Consider the following 20,507-nt stretch of genomic DNA (forward strand, 5'->3'; position numbering starts at 1 on the left):
CCTCGCGCGGACGTCTCGAAGGTCGTCGCCATGCTCGTTGTGCGGCGACGTGGTTCAAGCCTGGTACGAAGCGGCTGAATGTTCAAGGCGGTGTTAAAGACTCCGCGCGTGCGCCATGAAAAACGGCCGGCGCCCCGCAGGGCAGCCGGCCGTTTTGCCGTTTAACGCTCAAGCGTCAAGCCGCTTTCTTCGGCTGTTTTCGCTCGACGTTCGGCAGGAACACCGTGAGGATGCCGATCAACGGCAGGAACGAGCAGACCTTGTAGACGAAGCCGATGCTGGTGGCATCCGCGAGCTGGCCGAGCACGGCCGCGCCGATGCCGCCCAGACCGAACGCGAAGCCGAAGAACAGACCCGCGACCATGCCCACCTTGCCCGGAATCAATTCCTGCGCGTACACCAGGATCGCCGAGAACGCCGACGCCAGCACCACGCCGATGATCACCGTCAGCACGCTGGTCCAGAACAGGTTCGCGTAGGGCAGCAGCAGCGTGAACGGCGCGACGCCCAGGATCGAACCCCAGATCACATATTTACGGCCGATACGGTCGCCCACCGGCCCGCCGATGATCGTGCCCGCCGCCACCGCTGCAAGGAACACGAACAGATGCACCTGGGCCGTCTGCACCGGCAGATGGAAGCGGTCGATCAGATAGAAGGTGAAATAGCTGTTGATGCTGGCGAGATAGAAGTACTTCGAGAACACCAGCAGCACCAGAATGCTGATGGCCATCGCCACGCGGCCACGCGAGAGCGCGACTTGCGGCGCCTCGGCGCGCTTTTTCTTCAGATTCGGATGCGCCTTGTACCAGCGGCCGATCTGCGTGAGCACGAAGATCGCCACGAGCGCGGCCACCGAGAACCACGCGATGCTGCGCTGACCGTGCGGAATGATGATCGCAGCGGCGAGCAGCGGCCCGAGCGACGAACCCGCGTTGCCGCCCACCTGAAAGAGCGATTGCGCGAGACCGTGCTTGCCGCCCGACGCCATGCGCGCCACCCGCGACGATTCCGGGTGAAACACCGACGAGCCGCAACCCACCAGCGCGGCGGCGACCAGCAGCACGCCAAAGCTGGGCGCCACCGACATCAGCAGCAGACCGCAGAGCGTAAAGCCCATGCCGACGGGCAGCGAGTACGGCATCGGCTTTTTGTCGGTATAGACGCCGACCAGCGGCTGCAGCATCGAGGCCGTGATCTGGTAGGTGAGCGTAATCAGGCCGATCTGCGTGAACGACAGCGAGAAGTTGTCCTTGAGCATCGGATAGATGGCCAGGATCAACGACTGGATCATGTCGTTGAGCAAATGCGAAAAGCTGATCGCGCCGAGTACGGAGTAGACGGTGCGCTGCGCGCCGGAGGCGGCAGGCGTCGGCGCGGATTGCGCGGACGCAGGGGCGGCGCCGGACACGGCGCGCTTGTCGATGCTGGTTTCCATGATGTCGATAAGCAGAGGAGCCGCACGCGGGCGCCGCGCCGCTAGTGAGCCAGCGGACGACGGCGATGGCGTGACGTTGTCATGTATAGGAGTTATGAAGCGCAGTGTAATGTGTCTTGAGCGAATCGTCCTGACAACATTTGTCGCGAATCGGACATGGCGATGAAGGTGCAACCCGCGCTTGTCGCTGCGACGGCTTGCCGCACGGTGCTGACGGGCGCGCGCGATTTGTCGATTTTTGTCTCTAAAGCGCTGCGCTTTTTTTGATCGCCGATTTTGGCCGGGTATAACCCGGTGATACCTGTGCGCGGCAAGGATCCCGCGCACGTCGGGCTACGGGGCCGGAACGCGGATTGGGTTAGCGCACGACTAAAGATTGCGCAACGCCATGCCGTTGACCGGAGTTGAGGCGTTACGCAGTGCGCATGATTTCATCGACGGCCATCTGACCGATGGCGGCGTGACGCCGGACAACAAAAGCAGCGACAGCCTTGCAACAAATCTGCCGCGGCGCCAAAAGCGCCAAGGCAGGCCAACGGCTTTGCACGGGGACAGACCGAAGATGAGAGCAATCAAAGAGGCGAGCCTGCACGCGGGTTTCGTGCCGGAAGTGGATGGGGCAGCAGGACCAGGCGCTGCAGGCGCATCACGCCGGCGCAAGCGCGGCACAGCGGGGGAAAGCAGCAAACTGTCGGTCAAGTCGATGCTGCGCACCGCGTTCGCGGTCGTGCTGATCGGCACGCTGGTGATTGGCGCGTTTTCACTTGCGCAGATCAGCCGGCTCAACGATTCCACCCAGTCGATCTACGATCAGGGCCATGTCGCCAGCCGCGCCGCCGAGGAAGCGCGCGGCCATGTTCTGCGCGCGAGCCGCGCGCAGAAAATGCTGCTCACGGCCACCACGGCGAAAGAGCGCGACGAACTCGGTCAGGACATCGAAAAAGACCTCGGCACGCTGGTGACCGAAATGCAGGCGCTCAATCAGTACGCCGCGCAATCGGGCAGCGACGCGCTCGCGCAGCAAAAGCAGTTCGCGACGGCGGCGCAAACCTGGAGCGGCCATCTGCGCGATTTCGTGACGCTCGTGAAGGCGCAACCGCTCGATCTTTCGCAGATGAGCTGGCAGGTCGGCACGCAGGATGTGTCGCTGCTGGTCGAAACCGGCAAGCTCGAAACGCTCGTCGATCAGATCGTCGAGCAGCGCGGGGCGGCTGCGAAGGCAACGATTGCGAAATCGGCGTTCATCTACAAATCGTCGTTCGTGATGATCGCCGTGGCGACGGTTGGGCTTTTCGTGCTCGCGTTCGTGGTGAGCGAATGGGTCGTGCGGCGCATCGCGCGGCAACTCGGCGGCGAGCCGGCGCATGCCAAGGCGATTGCCGCGCGCATCGCTTCGGGCGACCTCGCGCAGCCGGTGAGCGTGCATGCGCGCGACGCTTCCAGCATGCTCGGCGCGCTGCGCGACATGCAGACCGGACTCTCGACCACGGTCGCCGAAATCGCCGCGAGCGCCGAGGCCATCGCCAGCGCATCGAGCCAGATCTCGACCGGCAATCTCGATCTCTCGCATCGCACTGAGGAGCAGGCCGTCGCGCTCGAACGCACGGCGAGCAGCATGGAGCAACTGACCTCGACCGTGCGCCTGAACGCCGAAAACGCGCAGCAGGCCAGCACGCTGGCGGGCAACGCATCGCAGATCGCGGAAAAGGGCGGCACGGTGGTGGGCCGCGTGGTCAACACGATGAGCCAGATCAACGAGAGCGCGAAGAGTATCGCGGACATCATCGGCGTGATCGAGGGCATCGCGTTCCAGACCAATATTCTGGCGCTGAACGCGGCCGTGGAAGCGGCGCGTGCGGGCGAGGAAGGGCGCGGGTTCTCGGTGGTCGCGGGCGAAGTGCGCAATCTGGCGCAGCGCAGCGCGGCGGCGGCCAAGGAGATCAAGACGCTGATTACGGCATCGGTCGAGCGCGTGGAAAACGGCTCGACGCTCGCCACCGACGCGGGCCGCACCATGGAGGAAGTGGTCAAGGCCGTGAGGCGCGTGAACGACATCATCGGCGAGATTTCGGCGGCTTCGAGCGAGCAGCGCGCGGGCATCGAGGAAATCAGCCGCGCGGTCTCGCAGATGGATTCGGGTACGCAGCAGAACGCGGCGCTGGTGGAAGAGGCGACGGCGGCGGCGCAGTCGCTCGACGATCAGGCGAAGGTGCTCAAGCGCCTGGTGGGGAAGTTTCAGTTGGGTTGAGGCATCCTGATCGTCGCACGAAAAAACGCCGCTTTTCAGCGGCGTTTTTTCATTCCAGCGTGCTTGTCAATCCTTCTATTTCGCATCCCGCTCGATAATCCACTCATGCGCGGGATCGTTATGGAAATGCCACTCGCGCGTGGGACCGGCCATCACGTTCAGATAATACGAGTCATAGCCGTACGGCACGACGACCGGGTGATACCCGCGCGGCACCATCACCACATCGTGGTCCTCAACCGCCATGGTTTCGTCGAGATCGCGAGCATCGGTATAAACGCGCTGAAACGCAAACCCCTGACTCGGGTTCAGCCGATGGTAATACGTCTCTTCCAGCGCGCTTTCCTGCGGCAGGCGATCGGCATCGTGCTTGTGCGGCGGATAACTCGAAGAATGTCCCGAAGGCGTGCGCACCTCCACCACCAGCAGCGATTCCGCCGCTTCGGTCTGCGGAAGAATATCGCAGACGTAACGCGTATTCGCGCCTTTACCGCGCGTGGAACGCTTCATCTGCGCAGGCCCGATCAGGCGAATCGGCAATGTACCTTGCGCGGGCGCGCTGGCCACGCCCACCTCCGCATCGCGTTTCGCGCGCACGGTTGCCTTCACGCCGGGCGGCACGTAAAGCGCAGTCGGCGCGGCATCTTCGAACACGCTGTCACGCGAACCGAGATTCGAATAACGTTGCCCGTTCGCCTCGATATCCACCGCGCCCGCCATCACCACGATGCAGCTTTCGCGATTCGTCTCGTAGACATGCACGACTTCTTCCGCACCGAGCCGATACGCGGCGAAGCCCACATAACGCCAGCCCGCCGTAGCGGGCGTCACGCGCGCGATCGTCTGGCCTTCGCGCGAGGCTTTGACCAGCAAGCTCATGCTGCCTCCTTTGCTTCGGTATCCTGTGCATCGACCAGCGTGCGCAAGGTGCGATAGCCCTTTTGCGCGTACTCGTAAGACGGCGCGATCACCGGGTCCTGTTCGGCTTCCACCACGAGCCAGCCGCGATAACCATGCCGCTTGAGCCGGGCGACGATCGCCGGAAAGTCGACGCAACCGTCGCCCGGCACCGAGAACGCGCCTGCCAGCACCGCGTCCAGAAAACTCCAGTTGCGATTGCGCGCGAGCTTCACGACGGCGGGGCGCACGTCCTTGCAATGCACGTGGCACACGCGCGCGATGTGCTTGTCGAGTTCCTTGACGGGATCGCCGCCCGCGAACGTGATATGCCCGGCGTCGAACAGCAGGCCGACGGCGTCGCTCGTGCGCGCCATCAGCTTGTCGACATCGGCGGGCGTTTCCACATACGCGCCCATGTGATGGTGATACGCAAGCCGCACGCCGCGCGACAACGTATGCTGCGCGAAGCGATCGAGACGCGCGGCGTATTCGTCCCATTGCTGCTCGCTGAAAAACCGCGGACGCTGATAAAGCGGACGCGGCGCGCCCTGGATCGAATCGGCGACTTCGCCGTAGACCATCACCGTCGCGCCGTTCTGCGCGAGCAGGTCGAGATGCTTGTCCACGGCGGCGATCTCTTCCTCGACGCTGCGCTTCGCGAGCATGCCCGAATACCAGCCCGACACCAGCGCGAGATCGTATTGCGCGAGCAGCGCCTTGAGCGCCTGCGGTTCGCGCGGAAACTTGTTGCCGAGTTCGAAGCCTTGATAGCCGATCTCGCGTCCTTCGGTCAGCGCCGTCGAAAGCGGTGTTTCGCCGCCGAGCGAGGGCAGGTCGTCGTTCATCCACGACAGCGGATTGATGCCAATGCGTACGTCAAATGCGCTCATGTGCGTGCCTCGATCTGGGGATCGTGAATTGCGTCATGCGTTGGATGTGGGGTCGCCGGGGGTGTCGCCCATCGTGTCGCTTATCGTGTCGTCGGCCTTCGGCGTTTTGGTCGATGCAGCGTGCTCTGCGCGTGCGCCGCGTTCCGCAAGCTTGCCGTCGTAACGCTCGCGCGCTTCGCGCACGGCCGCTCGCGGCGAGACTTCCGGCACCGCGACTTCCCACCACCAGCCGCCGTCTTCGGTTGTGCGGGCCGGGTCGGTATCGATGCTGATGAGGTACGTGCGCGAGGCCGCGCGGGCGCGTTGCAGCGCCGCTTCGAGTTCCGCGACATTGGCGACGTGCTCGGCCTGCGCGCCCAGCGAACGCGCGTGCGAAGCGAAGTCGATACGCGGCGCACCGAGCGGCCCTTGCGCGCAATCCTCGAACAGATTGTTGAATGGCGCGCTGCCGCAAGCCTGCTGAAGCCGGTTGATACAGCCATAACCGCGATTGTCCAGCACGACGACGATGAGCTTCGCGCCCAGCATCACCGAAGTGGCGATTTCGCTGTTCATCATCAGATAGCTGCCGTCGCCGACCATCACGATCACTTCGCGTTCGGGCCGCGCGAGCTTGGCGCCGAGTCCGCCCGCGATTTCGTAGCCCATGCACGAATAGCCGTATTCGACGTGATACGCGCCGGGCTGGCCCGCGCGCCAGAGCTTGTGCAGTTCGGCGGGCAGCGTGCCGGCGGCACAGACGACAATATCTTCGGTGTACGAACGGCTCGATGAGCGCTGCACCGCGCCGATCACATCGGCATCGTAGGGCAGGCAGTTGCGTTCCTGCGGCGCGTGCGTGAGCTTGTCGACGCTCGCGCGCCATTCGTTGGCCAGACGCAGGGCTTTGGCGCTCCAGTCGGCTTCGGCGCGCCAGTGCACGAGCGCTTCGTCGAGCGCGTCGAGCGCGAGCTTTGCATCGGCCTGCACGGCCACACTATTGAGCTTGAGCGTGTCGAAACCATTGGCGTTGATGCTGACGATATGCGCTTTCGCGAACAGCGAGTTCGAGCCGGTCGTGAAGTCCTGCAGACGCGTGCCGACGGCCAGCACGCAATCGGCCTCGCTTGCGAGCGCATTGGCAGCGGGTGAGCCCGTCACGCCGATCGCCCCCGCGTTGAGCGGATCGTCCCACGCAAGCGCGCCTTTGCCGGCCTGCGTTTCCACCACCGGAATGCCGTGCGCAGCCGCAAAGGCCTGCAATTGCGGTGCCGCGCGCGAATAAAGCACGCCGCCGCCCGCGACGATCACCGGCCGCTTCGCGCGATGAAGCTGTGCAATCGCGGCATCGATTTCCGTCTGCACCGGCGCGGGCGCATGGAAACTCACGAGACGCGGCGTGAAAAAGCTCGCGGGATAATCCCACGCCATCGTCTGCACGTCCTGCGGCAGCGCGAGCGTCACGGGGCCGCACAGCGCGGCATCGGTGAGCACGCGCAGCGCGCGCGGCAGGGCAGTGAGCAACTGCGCGGGATGCACGATGCGATCGAAGTAGCGCGAAACGGGCTTGAGCGCGTCGTTCGCGGAAAGGCCGCCATCCTGCAGATCTTCGATCTGTTGCAGCACCGGATCGGGTTCGCGCGAAACGAAGATATCGCCGGGCAGCAGCAACACCGGCAAGCGATTCACATGCGCGAGCGCGGCGGCGGTGACGAGGTTGGTCGCGCCAGGACCGATCGACGTGGTGACCGCCATCATGCGGCGGCGAAAGTGCGCCTTCGCGTAGGCAATTGCGCTGTGCGCCATGGCCTGCTCGTTGTGCGCGCGCAGCGTCGGCAATTCATGCCGATACTGATAGAGCGCTTCGCCAAGCCCGGCCACGTTGCCATGCCCGAAGATCGCGAATACGCCGCCGAACAGCGGTTCGGTGCGGCCCGAGCCGTCTTCGCACGCCACGCGCTGCGCCGCGAGATAGCGCACCAGCGCCTGCGCGGCGGTGAGGCGCACGGTGGCGCTCTGCGTGTGTTCCTGCGCCGCGCTGGAGATGGGAGCGATGCGTTGATTCATGCCGCTTTCTCCTCGTGCGCCATCGCCGAAGGGGCGTGCGTCTGGCCCGCCGCCGCGCCGCGCGCCGAACGCCACGCGGCGATCAGCGTTTCGAACGCGTGCCGCACGCGCGCGATGACTTCCTTATCGTCGATTTCGCCTTTGAGCCACGCGAAGCTCGGCTCGTAGAAGATCGTGCGGCCGACGGTAAAGCCCCGGCAGGTGTCCGATGCCGCCGCTGCCGCGAAGCCGTTCATGAGCTGATCCATCGGCGCGGAAAGTCCCAGCAGCACCACGCCACGGCAATGTGGATCGCGCTCGGTAATCAGCGCGTCGATCTCGCGCCATTGCGACGCTTCCATCGGTTCGAGCTTCCACCATTCCGGATAAAGGCCGATGTTGTAGAGCCGCTTGAGCGCGCGATAAACCGTGTCGGGCGCGTTCGGCTTGCCGTTGAGTTTGGGCGGAATCACTTCGAGCAGCAGTTCGTGGCCGCTCGCCTGCACGGCGTCGTAAAGCGCGCGCAGTTGCGCTTCCTGTTCGAGGCGCTGCTCGATCGGCTCGTCGGGATGGAACTGCACGAGGCACTTGACCGTGTGACCGATCGGCCAGGCCGCGAGCGTCGTGCCGATCGAGCGGCCATGATCGAACACCAGCGGCACGGAGCCCGGCAATTCCACCGGACGCCCGATCCACCAGTCGCGCCCGGTCGCGGCATTGAGCGCATCCTGGCCGTAACGATCGTCGATCAGCACGCCAATCTTGCCTTGCAGGCCCAGTGCGCTTTCGGTCTGCGCGACGGCTTCCACGAAGAGATTCTTCAGGTGCGAGATGCGCGTTTCGCTCGCGCCGGTCTGCTGCGCGAGATCGAAGAACTGGTTGCGATGATCGAAGGCGAAACCCAGCACTTCGTCGTACTGCTTGCGCGCGGGTGTGACGCGATGCAGGCGGGCAAGGGTGGCGTCGCGGTCGGGGCGGCGCATGCGCACGGGATCGGCTTTCGCTTCGCTCAGGAAGTAGTCGAGTTCGGCGGGCGTGGGCATCGCGGGCGCGCAGCCGTGACGCGAGACCACCAGCGCGCCGCAGGCGTTGGCCGCGCGCGCGCAGTCTTCCAGCGGCGCATCGCGCAGCCAGCCGGACAGAAAGCCCGAGGCAAATGCATCGCCCGCGCCCAGCACGTTGAGCACGTCGACTTCGACGCCGCGCTGCATCGGCAGATCGTCGAGCGAGGCGGGCACCGCGCCTTCCACGATCTGGCAGCCCAGCGGCCCGCGTTTGACCAGCAGCGTGCCCGCCGTGACTTCGCGCACACGACTGAGCGCCGCGACCAGATCGTCCTGACCGCCCGCGATGCGGAATTCTTCTTCCGTGCCGATCACCAGATCGAAGTTCGGCAGAATGCGCTGCAGATGCTCGCTCACGCCCGCGCTGGCGACAAAGCGCGTTTCGCCGTCGGCCTTGCCGGTGAGGCCCCAAAGCACCGGGCGATAGTCGATATCGAGCACGGTGCGCACGTTGTTGCGGCGCGCGTAGTCGAGCGCTTTCAGGCTGGTGCGGTTGACCTGTTCGGTGGAGAAGTGCGTGCCCGTGATCAGCAGCGCCTTCGAGGAAGCGATGAAGGCTTCGTCGAAATCGGTGGCATCGACGGCCATATCGGCGCAATTCTCGCGGTAGAAGATCAGCGGAAACGTATCGCGATCCTTGATGCCCAGCAGCACGAGCGCGGTGAGGCGTTCGTGGTCGATGCGGATATGGCTCGTATCGCAGCCTTCCTTGGCGAGCGTTTCGGTGAGAAAGCGGCCCATGTGATCGTCGCCGACGCGCGTGAGCATGGCCGATTTCAGCCCGAGGCGCGCGCAGCCAAACGCAATATTCGCCGACGAGCCGCCCAGATACTTCGAGAACGTCGATACGTCTTCGAGCCGCGCGCCCACTTGCTGCGCGTAGAGATCGACGCCGAGGCGGCCGAGGCAGACGATATCGCGGCTGCGCCCGGACGCGAAGCGCGACGACGGATTCGTGACAGAGCTTGTCATTTGCATTCCTGATGAATTCGGTATCAGATCGTGGCGCCGTCGAGTTCGGCGATCATCTTCTGCATTTCCGCGCCGCCCGCCATCATGTCGAGGACTTCGTTCTTGGTGATCGTGTCCTTCGTGTAGGTGCCGAGCGAGCGGCCGCGATTGAGCAGCGTGAACGAATCGCCGATCGGGTAGGCGTGGTGGACGTTGTGGGTGATGAAGATCACCGAAATGCCCTTGGCGCGCGCCGCGTGTATCAGCTTGAGCACGTTGAAGCTCTGCTTCACGCCCAGCGCGGCGGTCGGTTCGTCCAGAATCAGCACGCGGGCGCCGAAGTGAATCGCGCGCGCAATCGCCAGACACTGGCGCTCGCCGCCCGACATCGTGCCAATCGCCTGATGCGGATCGCGCACATGAATGCCCATTTCCGCGAGACGATCCTTGGCGATGGCTGCGCTCGCATCGAGATCCATCACGTTGATAAAGCCGAACAGCTTTTTCTGCGGCTCGCGGCCCATAAAGAAGTTGCGAGCGACAGATAGCAGCGGCACCAGCGCGAGATCCTGATAGACGGTTGCGATGCCAAGGTCGAGCGCGTCTTTCGGCGATTCGAAGCGCACCGGCTTGCCATCGACGTAATACTGGCCGGTAGTGGGCGCGTGCACGCCGGCCAGCGTCTTGATCAGCGTGGACTTGCCCGCGCCGTTATCGCCGAGCAGACAGTGGACTTCGCCACGCTTGAGGCGCAGCGTGACGCCGTTGAGCGCAATGACCTTGCCGAAGTGCTTGCTGACGTTATCGAGCGCGAGAATGTAATCCGCATTCGCGTCGTTGGCATTCGCTTGAGTGGTATCCGACATGTTGGCCTCCGTCTTACGATTGCGCGACGCGGCGGCGCACATAATGGTTGAAGAGCACGGCCACCAGCAGCATGCCGCCGAGGAACACGCGGAACCAGTCCGAATCGATATTCGTGTACGTGATGCCGATCTGCACGACGCCGAAAATCAGCGCACCGAATGCAGCACCGATCACCGATCCATAACCGCCCGTGAGCAAGGAGCCGCCGATCACCGCAGCGATGATCGCTTCGAATTCCTTTTGCAAGCCACGATCCGCCGCAGCCGAACCGATGTCGCACACTTGCAGCACAGCGAACAGGCACGAGCAGAACGCGGTCAGCATGAAGAGCGAAATCTTGACGCGCTTGACCGGCACGCCGACGTTTTTCGCGGCGTTCGCATCGCCGCCCACGGCGAAGATCCAGTTGCCGTAGCGGGTGCGGGCCAGCGTGAAAGCACCGATGATCACCAGCGCGATCCACCACAGAATCACTTTCGGAATGCCCGGCACGAGCGGCTGGCCGTTGTCGAGCATCTTGCCGATGCCGACATGCGCGAGCGCCACGAACAGGCCTTTGAACGCCGTGCCATGAAACAGCAGGTTGGTCACGTAATCCGCTTTCGCGACATCGCCCACGCCGGAGACGATGGTGCGATCGGCGAACATGATCGAGAGCGCGAGCGTCAGGCCGCGCAGGATGAACAGGAACGCGAGCGTGACGATGAACGAAGGCAGCCGCGTGCGCATCACGAGGTAGCCGTTGAGTGCGCCCAGCGCCGTGCAGCCCGCGAAGGCGAACAGGATCGACAGCGCGATCGGCCAGTGAAAATACATGGTCGGAATGGCGACCATCATGCCCGCGAAGCCGATCATCGAACCGATGGAAAGATCGAACTCGCCGGCGATCATCAGCAGACAGGCGCCAACCGCAAGGATGCCTAAATAAGCAGCCACTTGAGACCAGTTCATCACGCCATCGAGGTCGAACATCCCGGACCCGCCTGCGCCAATCGCGAATACGGCGAACACGAGCACGGTCCCCGAAATCGCGGCGAATTCCGGCCGGCCGAGCAGAAGGCCGAACCACGATTCATGGCGTACGCGTTCGTCGGTGGCCGCGGCGTTCGCGGTCGGCGGCGTGGCGGCATCGCTGCCGTCCGGTGCGTGCGAGGGAAAGTGTTTGCCGGCTACACCCATGATGTCTCCTATCTACCCGGATCACTGCGATGCAGGTTCGATCCGGTAATTAGACGCGCGGCGTTGCATGCGTTTGACGAGGCAGGTTCGCGCGGTGTGGACCGCCGCGTGCCGCGCCGCGCGTGACTGACGAAAAGAACAGATCAGCGGTACTGACCCGCGTACTTCACGACCTTGTCCAGATTCTCCCTGGTGATGAAGCCCGGGCCCGAGCGGATATTTTTCGGGCCGTAGGACGGTTGCAGGCCATAGGTATCGAGGCGCTGCTTGAATTTCGGATTCGCTTCGAGGATCTGGCGAATCTTCGCGGGATCGGTGGTGTGATCCTTCTTCACGATCGCCAGCACGGCCACCGGGATATAGCCCTGCAGGTAGGGCTGCTGGTCGATGGCGAACTGGATCGTGCCCGCGCGAATCGCCTTGGCGATTTCATCCGAGAAGTCGAAGGTGCAGAAGTAGATCTTGCCCGCGAGGCCCATTTGCTGGACCGCCTTGAGCGTGGCTGCGGCCGGCACGGGGCCGAGCGTGAGGATCGCGCCCGTGTTCGGATGGTTGCGCAGATAGGCGCTGACCTTCGACTGGATTTCCGTCGGGTCCTGGCCCGAGTCGATCGTCGAGGTCTTGTAATCGACGCCAATCGCATCGGCGAAACCGCGGCAGCGATCGAACGACACCGTGTTGGTGGCGATGTGATTCACGCACAGGAACGACTTCACGCCGGCGGCCTTGGCCTTTTCGCCAGCGGCGTGGCCCGCCACATATTCGGGCTGACCCACGTGCATGATCGCGCCGAGTTGCGCGCTTTGTTCTTCAGTGCCGGAATTGATCGTCACGAGCGGGATCTTCTTGGCCGTGACCTTGCCGATCGAGCTCTTGAGCACGTCGAAGTCGGCGATGGTGGTGATGACGCCGTCGTAGTTACGCGCAGCCGCCTGCTCGATCAGACGCGCCATGTCCGCGATGTCGCCGTTGGGCGGATTGCGGTAGTCGGTTTCGACGTTGAAATCTTCGTCGGCCTGCTTGATGGCGTTCTTGATCACGTTCCACCACGAGTCCGAATCCGGCGCGTGGCTGATGAGGACGAAGTGCGCGTCGGCGGCCTGCGCCGTTGGTGCGGCCATTACGCTCAAGCCGGTCAAACCCGCTGCCAGCGCGAGCGCCGCAGCCAGCCTTCGGAGCATGGTCTTGCCCTTGCGTTGCGTCATTGTCTCCACCTTTCTCGGTCTGTCGTTCGTTTTTGGGGTGAGCCCCGCGAGCGAATTCTCCGGCGCTCATCGACAAGATTAGGCGATCGTCCGAGGGCTTGCAACAGAAATTTCATTACAAATAAAAATGGAAAATCTGTTCCATTCCGTGCGGGCGCTGCCTATAATCGGCTCCGTTAGCCTCGTCCGTATCGCCCGCCCAGCAAGGGTTTGCGGCAGTGCGGCAAAGGGCAGGGGTAAAAGCAGGGAAAACGATCATGGCGGATGAAACCAGCGACGCTGTAGCAGGCGTGGACGATTTGATGCAGCGCATCGCACACGATTACGAGGCGCTGCCGCGGCAGCTCAAAAGCATTGCCACGTATATCGAGCAGAACCGCGCGAGCGTGATGATGGACCGCACGAGCGACATCGCCGCGAGTTGCGGCGTGCATCCTTCGGCGGTGGTGCGCTTTGCGCAGCGCTTCGGCTTTTCGGGGTTTTCCGATCTGCAGGCGGTGTTTCGCCAGGCGTATGCGGGACAGGGCGTATCGGCGACGAGCTATCAGCAGCGCATCCGCCAGTTGATCGACGCAAAGGATGGCGAGGCGAGCCCGGAAATGGGCGGTTCGGTGGCGCGCGAGTTTATCGGCGCGTGCCGTAGCGGGCTGGACGAACTGGAAGCGGGTCTCGACGACGCGCAGTTCGACGCCGCCGTGCAGATGCTCGAACACGCGGACAACATCTACGTGATTGGCGTGCGCCGCTCGTTTCCGGTCGCCAGCTACATCGTCTATGCGCTGCAACACACGCGCAAACGCGTGCATCTGGTTTCGGGCCTCGGCGGCATGTATCACGAGCAGATTCGCAGCGTGAGAAAGGGCGACGTAGTGGTCGCCATCAGTTTCGCGCCGTACGGCAAGGAGACGCAGTATTGCCTGCGCACGGCGCAGCAGCATCAGGCGAAGACGCTGGTGATTACCGATAGCCAGCTCTCGCCGCTCGCGCGTCACGCCGATGCGCAACTCTATGTGAAGGAGGGGAGCGCATTTGCGTTCCGCTCGCTGACCAGCACGTTCTGTCTGTGCCAGGCGCTGTTCGTGGCGCTCGCGTACCGGCTCGAACTCAACGTAGAAGAATCGACCGACCCTGGAGGATACGATGACTGATGGAAAGACGCTGAACGTCGCGGTTTTTGGCGCGGGCCGTATTGGCCGCATTCACGCGGCGAATCTCGCGCGCCAGCCCGGCGTGCGTCTGAAGTACGTGATCGACGTGAACCGCGAGGCCGCCGCCGCGCTTGCCGCGCAGCATGGCGCGCAGGTCGTCGATGTCGATAGCGCATTCGGCGACAAGGAAATCGACGCGACGGTTATCTGCTCGTCCACCGATACGCACTCCGAACTGATTCTGAAATCGGCGGCAGCGGGCAAGCATATCTTCTGCGAAAAGCCCGTCGATCTCGCCATCGGCCGCGCGCGCGAGTGCGCCGAAGCGGTCGCGCGTGCAGGCGTGGTCGCGATGATCGGCTTTCAGCGCCGTTACGATCCCACGTTCGCGGCGCTCAAGACGCGGCTGGATGCGGGCGAAATCGGCACGCCGGAAATGCTGATCGTGACGAGCCGCGATCCGGGCGCGCCGCCCGTCGAGTACATCAAGCATTCGGGCGGCATCTTCAAGGACATGCTGATTCACGACTTCGACATCTTCCGCTGGATTCTCGACGACGAAGCCGAAAGCGTGCACGCCACCGGAAGCTGCCTGTCCGATCCGGCGATCGCCGATGCGGGCGATATCGATTCGACCGCCGTGACGATCCGCACGAAGCGCGGACGCCTTTGCCAGATCAACACGGCGCGGCGCGCGGCCTATGGCTACGATCAGCGCTTCGAGATTCTCGGCAGCGAAGGCATGTTGCAGGCGGGCAATATGAAGCCGACCGAAGTGGTGGCGTGGTCGAAGACTTCGGTGGCGCAGGATGTGCCGGAAGCCTTCTTTCTCGAACGCTATCGCGCGGCGTACGCGCGCGAAATGGCGCATTTCCACGAAGCGGTGACGCAGGGCGTGCCGGTGCGCACGAGCGTCGCCGATGGTTTGAAAGCGCTCGAACTGGCCGAAGCGGCGGCGTTGTCGTGGCGCGAAGGACGTGTGGTGAAGCTGGGCGGTTGATAGACGGATCGAGCGGGCGCCGCTTTTCATGGTATGAAGCGGCGCTTTTTCTATGCGAAGGATTCCGAATCAAAATCGAAGGAGACGGACCATGCAATCAAACGATCGTGCCCGGCCATTGCGCGTGGGTGTGGCGGGACTCGGGCGGCTGGGGCGGCGGCACGCGCAGAATCTCGCTTACCGCGTGCCCGGCGCCACGCTGGCGGCCGCGTGCAGCCCGCTCGAAGACGATCTGACGTGGGCGCGCACGGCGCTGCCCGAGGCGCGTCTTTATGGCGATTACGCCCAACTGCTGGCCGACGATCAGATCGACGCCGTCTGGCTGGTCACGCCGTCCGCGCTGCACGCGCAGCAGATCGTCGAGGCCTTGCGTGCCGGCAAACACGTGTTCTGCGAAAAGCCCTTGTCGCTCGACGTGGCCGAATGCGAGCGCGTGGTCGAGGAGTCGCGCCGCTTTGCGGGCCAGCAGGTCACGATCGGCTTTATGCGCCGTTTCGATCCGAGCTATCACGACGCCTTCGAGAAGCTGCGCGCGGGCGCGATCGGCCGGCCGTTTCTGGTGCGCTCGCAAACCTGCGATCTCAACGATCCCGATGGTTTCTTCGTGCGCTTCGCGCCGGGCTCGGGCGGCATTTTCCTCGATTGCACCGTGCACGATATCGACGTCGCGCGCTGGCTGCTCGGCAAGCCGCGCGCCACGCGTGTGTTCGCGGCGGGCGCGGTGGCGTTGCACGACGGCTTGCGTGAATTCGGCGATGTCGATAACGGCGTGGCGATCTGCGAGTTCGAGGGCGGCAAGCTGGCGATGTTCTACGCCTCGCGCACCATGGCGCACGGCAACGATACGTCGAGCGAAGTGATCGGCACGGCGGGGGCGCTGGGCATCGGCCGGGTGCCGCGCACGAATCGCGTGGAGATTTACGACGCGCACGGCGCGCGCAGCGAATGCACGCCCACCTTCTTCGACCGCTTCGAGGAGGCGTTTCTGATCGAGGCGCAGGCGTTCGTTGCGGCGGTGCGCGCGCGGCTGAACGGCGCGGCCGCCAGTGCGGGCGAGGGCGCAACGCTGGAGGATGCGCTGGAGGCGACTCGCATCGGCTATGCGTTGCGGCAGTCGCTGCAGACGGGGCAAGCGGTGACGCTTTGAATCTTGACGGAGCGTGGCATGAGCGGGGCGCGAGCGTGGCACGAGCGGTGCGGCGTGCGGCTGCGGTAAAATCGCAGCAATCTGACGTACCGAGCAGATGCAAAACAGATGCACAGCGCCAGCAAACGTGTCGGAAACTGACCGCACGTGCTGACGCGCCACCGAAGGATGCAACCCCGATGCAGATTCAGGTTCACAAGGAAGTGGATGCACGCGGGCTGAGCTGCCCGTTGCCGATCCTGCGCGCCAAGAAGGCGCTCGCCGATATGGAAAGCGGCCAGATTCTCAAGGTCCTCGCGACCGACCCCGGCTCGCAGCGCGATTTCGCCGCGTTTGCGAAGCAGACGGGCAACGAGATCGTCGAAAGCACGCAGCAGGACAAGACGTTCGTGTTCCTGATGCGCCGCCGCTAAAGCGCGTTAAAACCGCGTTTCAGGCATAAAAAAAGCCCGCAATCGTGAGATTGCGGGCTTTTTCGTTGCGGAAGGAAAACTTAGCCTTCCAGCACCGGGTTGCGCGTGCGCAGGTATTCCTCGAAGTCGGCGGCGACTTCCGGGTGACGCAGCGCGAATTCCACCGTCGCCTTCAGGTAGCCGAGCTTGCTGCCGCAGTCGAAACGCGTGCCGTGATACTTGTACGCCAGCACTTGTTCGTCGGCGAGCAGCGACTGGATCGCGTCCGTGAGCTGCAATTCGCCGCCCGCGCCCGGCTTGAGCGAGCGCAGGTGGTCGAAAATACGCGGCTTGAGCACGTAACGGCCGACCACGCCCAGATTCGACGGCGCGACTTCAGGCGCCGGCTTTTCGACGATGCCCGAGAGCTTGACGATCGAGTCTTCCCACTCCTTGCCGTCGACGATGCCGTACGAACGCGTTTCCGAGGGCGGAATCTCTTCCACGCCCAGCACCGAGCTATGGTAGTGGTCGAACACTTCGACCATCTGCTTCATCACGGGCGGCGTGCCGTACAGCAGGTCGTCCGCGAGGATGACGGCGAACGGGTTGTCGCCAACCAGCTTTTCCGCGCACAGAACGGCGTGGCCCAGACCGAGCGCTTCCGGCTGACGCACATAGAAGCAGTCGACGTTGGCCGGCTTGATGCTGCGCACGAGTTCAAGCAGCTTGGCCTTGCCGCGGGCCTCGAGTTCGGCTTCGATCTCATACGACTTGTCGAAATGGTCCTCGATCGCGCGCTTGCTGCGGCCCGTCACGAAAATCATCTCCGTGATGCCCGCCGCAATGGCTTCTTCGACCGCGTACTGGATCAGCGGCTTGTCGACGACCGGCAGCATTTCCTTCGGGCTGGCCTTCGTTGCCGGAAGGAAGCGCGTGCCGAGGCCCGCCACCGGGAATACCGCTTTAGTCACTTTTAGCATGTCTGTTGTCCTGGTCCTCTTGGGGTCCGGCGCCGCGCGCGCCGCCAGACCTCACCTTAGCCGAATCAGGCAGGCAGGCGCGCGAGTTGCGCGGTCAGCTTGCCCAGCGTTGCCTGGAATTCTGCCAGTCGTTTCTGCTCTTGTTCAACCACAGCAGGCGGCGCTTTTGCTACAAAACTGTCATTTCCCAGCTTGGCATTGCACTTCGTCACTTCATTCGACAATCGCGTGATCTCTTTCGAGAGGCGTTCGCGTTCGGCGGCCACGTCGATTTCGACCTTCAACACCAGCTTGTCCGTACCTACGATAGCAACTGGCGCGCCCGCCGAGGCGGCGTCGAGCGCGGCTTCGTCGGCGATCACCTGGACTTCCGACAGCTTCGCGAGCGCCTTTGCATAGGGCGCGAACGATTCGAGGCGTTCGGCGTTGCCCGTGACCAGCAGCGGCACCTTGGTTGCGGGCGAGAGGTTCATCTCGCCGCGCAGGTTGCGGCACGCGTCGATCACGGCCTTCAGGTCCGTCGCCCACTGTTCGGCGGACTCGTCGATCTTCTTCTGTTCGGCGACCGGGTAGGGCTGCGTCATGATCGACGCTTCGCCTTCGGCCTTGCCTGCGGGGTAAGCGTCGGTCAGCGGCGCCACCTTCTGCCACAGCGCTTCGGTGATGAACGGAATCACCGGATGCGCGAGGCGCAGGACCGTTTCCAGCACGCGCAGCAGCGTGCGGCGCGTGGCGCGCTGCTGCTCCGGCGTGCCGGTCTGGATCTGTACCTTCGCCAGTTCCAGATACCAGTCACAGTATTCATCCCAGACGAACTTGTAAATGGCATTGGCCACATTGTCGAAGCGATAGTCGGCAAAGCCCTTGGCGACGTCGGCTTCCACGCGCTGGAGCTGCGAGACGATCCAGCGGTCGGCCTGCGAGAAGTCGGTGTAGCCGCCCGGGCCGCAATCGCCCGGCTGGCAGTCGCCCGGCTTGCTGAAGCCGCAATCGTGGCCTTCGCAGTTCATCAGCACGAAACGCGTGGCGTTCCAGAGCTTGTTGCAGAAGTTGCGATAGCCTTCGCAGCGCGCGAGGTCGAAGTTGACGTTACGGCCGAGCGTGGCCATCGACGCCATCGTGAAGCGCAGCGCATCGGTGCCGAACGCGGCGATGCCGTCCGGGAATTCCTTGCGGGTTTTCTTCTCGATGGTGGCGGCCTGCTTCGGGTTCATCAGACCCGTGGTGCGCTTGGCGACCAGCTTTTCCAGTTCGATGCCGTCGACGATATCGATCGGGTCGAGCGTGTTGCCCTTGCTCTTCGACATCTTCTGGCCTTCGGCGTCGCGCACGAGACCGTGCACGTAGACCGTCTCGAACGGCACCTGGCCGGTGAAGTGCGTGGTCATCATGACCATGCGCGCCACCCAGAAGAAGATGATGTCGAAGCCCGTGACCAGCACGGACGACGGCAGGAAAGCCTTCAGTTCCGGCGTTTCAGCGGGCCAGCCGAGCGACGAGAACGGCACGAGCGCCGACGAGAACCACGTGTCGAGCACGTCTTCGTCGCGCTTCAGTGCGCCCGTGTAGCCGGCGGCGTCGGCCTTGGCGCGCGCTTCTTCCTCGGTTTTCGCGACGAAGATCTCGCCGTTTTCGCCGTACCACGCCGGAATCTGGTGGCCCCACCAGAGCTGGCGCGAAATACACCAGTCCTGGATGTTTTCGAGCCACTGGTTGTACGTGGTGGTCCAGTTTTCCGGCACGAACTTGATCTGGCCGTTGCGCACCACGTCGAGCGCGGTTTCGGTGATCGACTTGCCCGGATTGAAGGTGCCTTCCGGCGCGGGCTTCGTCATGGCGACGAACCACTGGTCGGTCAGCATCGGCTCGATCACGACGCCCGTGCGGTCGCCGCGCGGCACCATCAGCTTGTGCGGCTGCACCGAATCCAGCAGACCGAGCGCTTCGAAATCGGCGACAACCTGCTTGCGCGCTTCGAAACGGTCGAGGCCGCGGTACTTTTCAGGCGCGTTGTCGTTGATCTTCGCGTCGAGCGTGAGGATCTCGATCATCGGCAGGCTGTGGCGCAGGCCGACCTGGTAGTCGTTGAAGTCGTGCGCGGGCGTGACCTTCACGACGCCCGTGCCGAACTCGCGGTCCACGTATTCGTCGGCGATGACCGGAATTTCGCGATCGGTCAGCGGCAGCTTGACCATCTTGCCGATCAGATGCGCATAACGCTCATCTTCCGGGTGCACCATCACGGCCGTATCGCCGAGCATGGTTTCCGGGCGCGTAGTGGCGACCGTCAGGTGGCCGGAGCCATCAGCGAGCGGGTAGCGCAGATGCCAGAGGCTTCCGGCTTCTTCTTCGCTGGCGACTTCGAGGTCCGAAACGGCGGTGAGCAGCACCGGGTCCCAGTTCACGAGGCGCTTGCCGCGATAGATCAGGCCCTGTTCATAGAGGCGCACGAACACGTCGCGCACGGCGGCCGACATCTTGTCGTCCATCGTGAAGTATTCGCGCGACCAGTCGATCGACGCGCCCAGACGGCGCACCTGGCCCGTGATGGTCGAGCCCGACTGCTGCTTCCATTCCCACACGCGTTCGACGAACTTTTCGCGGCCGAGGTCGTGGCGCGAGATCTTCTGCGCGTCGAGCTGGCGCTCCACGACGATCTGCGTGGCGATGCCCGCGTGGTCGGTGCCCGGCACCCAGAGGGTGTTCTCGCCGAGCATGCGGTGATAGCGCGCGAGGCCGTCCATGATCGTCTGGTTGAACGCGTGCCCCATGTGCAGCGTGCCGGTGACGTTGGGCGGCGGCAACTGGATCGAGAAGTTCTTGCGGCCGGGCTCGAAGGTCGCGGCCGCGTAGCCTCGACGCTCCCATTCCGGGCCCCAGTGGGCCTCGATGGTCTGGGGCTCGAAGCTTTTCGCTAGCGTGCTGTCGCTCATGGGTGGAATCTGCCGAAAAAAGGATGCGGAAAACCTTCGATTATACGGGCTAGCGAAGGCTGTAGCGGCCCGCAGCCCGGTAGAGGGGGCCGCGGCGGCTGCGCGGCGGTCCTCGAATCGCGATTGCCGCGATCCTT

General features: G+C 63.9%; 15 protein-coding genes. 5 read left to right on the forward strand and 10 right to left on the reverse strand.

What is annotated here, in order from left to right:
- Positions 1–175: 175 nt before the first annotated feature.
- Positions 176–1,438, reverse strand: a complete 1,263-nt coding sequence (locus G3N59_RS22270; protein WP_205984787.1) for an MFS transporter — start codon at positions 1,436–1,438, stop codon at positions 176–178.
- Positions 1,439–2,000: 562 nt separating this feature from the next.
- Between G3N59_RS22270 and G3N59_RS22275 the strand changes: the two genes are divergently transcribed.
- Positions 2,001–3,686, forward strand: a complete 1,686-nt coding sequence (locus G3N59_RS22275) for a methyl-accepting chemotaxis protein (protein WP_205984788.1) — start codon at positions 2,001–2,003, stop codon at positions 3,684–3,686.
- A gap of 75 nt (positions 3,687–3,761) precedes the next feature.
- On the opposite strand, the gene iolB is transcribed toward G3N59_RS22275, so the two are convergent.
- From iolB to G3N59_RS22310, 7 genes are all read right to left on the reverse strand, one after another.
- Complete coding sequence (iolB, locus tag G3N59_RS22280; protein WP_205984789.1) at positions 3,762–4,565, reverse strand: 5-deoxy-glucuronate isomerase; 804 nt, start codon at positions 4,563–4,565, stop codon at positions 3,762–3,764.
- Positions 4,562–5,476 carry a myo-inosose-2 dehydratase gene (iolE, locus tag G3N59_RS22285; protein WP_205984790.1) on the reverse strand — a complete coding sequence of 305 codons (915 nt, stop codon included), beginning with the start codon at positions 5,474–5,476 and terminating at the stop codon, positions 4,562–4,564. The genes iolB and iolE overlap by 4 nt, the downstream gene beginning before the upstream one ends.
- Positions 5,477–5,509: 33 nt before the next feature.
- Positions 5,510–7,522 carry a 3D-(3,5/4)-trihydroxycyclohexane-1,2-dione acylhydrolase (decyclizing) gene (gene iolD, locus G3N59_RS22290; protein WP_205984791.1) on the reverse strand — a complete coding sequence of 671 codons (2,013 nt, stop codon included), beginning with the start codon at positions 7,520–7,522 and terminating at the stop codon, positions 5,510–5,512.
- Positions 7,519–9,543, reverse strand: a complete 2,025-nt coding sequence (gene iolC, locus G3N59_RS22295) for a 5-dehydro-2-deoxygluconokinase (protein ID WP_205984792.1) — start codon at positions 9,541–9,543, stop codon at positions 7,519–7,521. Before iolC ends, iolD begins: the two co-directional genes overlap by 4 nt.
- 17 nt (positions 9,544–9,560) lie before the next feature.
- Positions 9,561–10,382 carry an ATP-binding cassette domain-containing protein gene (locus G3N59_RS22300; protein WP_205984793.1) on the reverse strand — a complete coding sequence of 274 codons (822 nt, stop codon included), beginning with the start codon at positions 10,380–10,382 and terminating at the stop codon, positions 9,561–9,563.
- 13 nt (positions 10,383–10,395) lie between these two features.
- Positions 10,396–11,562: an ABC transporter permease gene (locus G3N59_RS22305; RefSeq protein ID WP_205984794.1), complete on the reverse strand. Its 1,167-nt coding sequence runs from the start codon at positions 11,560–11,562 to the stop codon at positions 10,396–10,398.
- Positions 11,563–11,705: 143 nt separating this feature from the next.
- The gene (locus G3N59_RS22310; RefSeq protein WP_205984795.1) at positions 11,706–12,767 is read right to left on the reverse strand and encodes a sugar ABC transporter substrate-binding protein; all 1,062 of its coding nucleotides are present in this window, start codon (positions 12,765–12,767) and stop codon (positions 11,706–11,708) included.
- Between the two features lie 257 nt (positions 12,768–13,024).
- Here G3N59_RS22310 and G3N59_RS22315 point away from each other — a divergent pair, with 257 nt between their 5' ends.
- The 4 genes from G3N59_RS22315 (at position 13,025) to G3N59_RS22330 (ending at position 16,475) form a co-directional block, all read left to right on the forward strand.
- Entirely contained in the window at positions 13,025–13,915 is an 891-nt protein-coding gene (locus tag G3N59_RS22315) for a MurR/RpiR family transcriptional regulator (RefSeq protein ID WP_205984796.1), read from the forward strand.
- Positions 13,908–14,915, forward strand: a complete 1,008-nt coding sequence (gene iolG / locus G3N59_RS22320) for an inositol 2-dehydrogenase (protein ID WP_205984797.1) — start codon at positions 13,908–13,910, stop codon at positions 14,913–14,915. Before G3N59_RS22315 ends, iolG begins: the two co-directional genes overlap by 8 nt.
- Positions 14,916–15,006: 91 nt before the next feature.
- Positions 15,007–16,062, forward strand: coding sequence for a Gfo/Idh/MocA family oxidoreductase (locus G3N59_RS22325; RefSeq protein ID WP_205984798.1), 1,056 nt, complete (start codon positions 15,007–15,009; stop codon positions 16,060–16,062).
- Positions 16,063–16,247: 185 nt separating this feature from the next.
- The gene (locus G3N59_RS22330; RefSeq protein ID WP_205985046.1) at positions 16,248–16,475 is read left to right on the forward strand and encodes a sulfurtransferase TusA family protein; all 228 of its coding nucleotides are present in this window, start codon (positions 16,248–16,250) and stop codon (positions 16,473–16,475) included.
- An 80-nt stretch (positions 16,476–16,555) separates the two neighbouring features.
- On the opposite strand, the gene galU is transcribed toward G3N59_RS22330, so the two are convergent.
- Both galU and G3N59_RS22340 read right to left on the reverse strand, forming a co-directional pair.
- Positions 16,556–17,437: a UTP--glucose-1-phosphate uridylyltransferase GalU gene (galU, locus tag G3N59_RS22335; protein ID WP_205984799.1), complete on the reverse strand. Its 882-nt coding sequence runs from the start codon at positions 17,435–17,437 to the stop codon at positions 16,556–16,558.
- Positions 17,438–17,502: 65 nt separating this feature from the next.
- Positions 17,503–20,370: a valine--tRNA ligase gene (locus G3N59_RS22340; protein WP_205984800.1), complete on the reverse strand. Its 2,868-nt coding sequence runs from the start codon at positions 20,368–20,370 to the stop codon at positions 17,503–17,505.
- Positions 20,371–20,507: the final 137 nt, after the last annotated feature.

It is taken from the genome of Paraburkholderia sp. Ac-20340, from assembly GCF_017104965.1.
Taxonomy (GTDB): Bacteria; Pseudomonadota; Gammaproteobacteria; order Burkholderiales; family Burkholderiaceae; genus Paraburkholderia.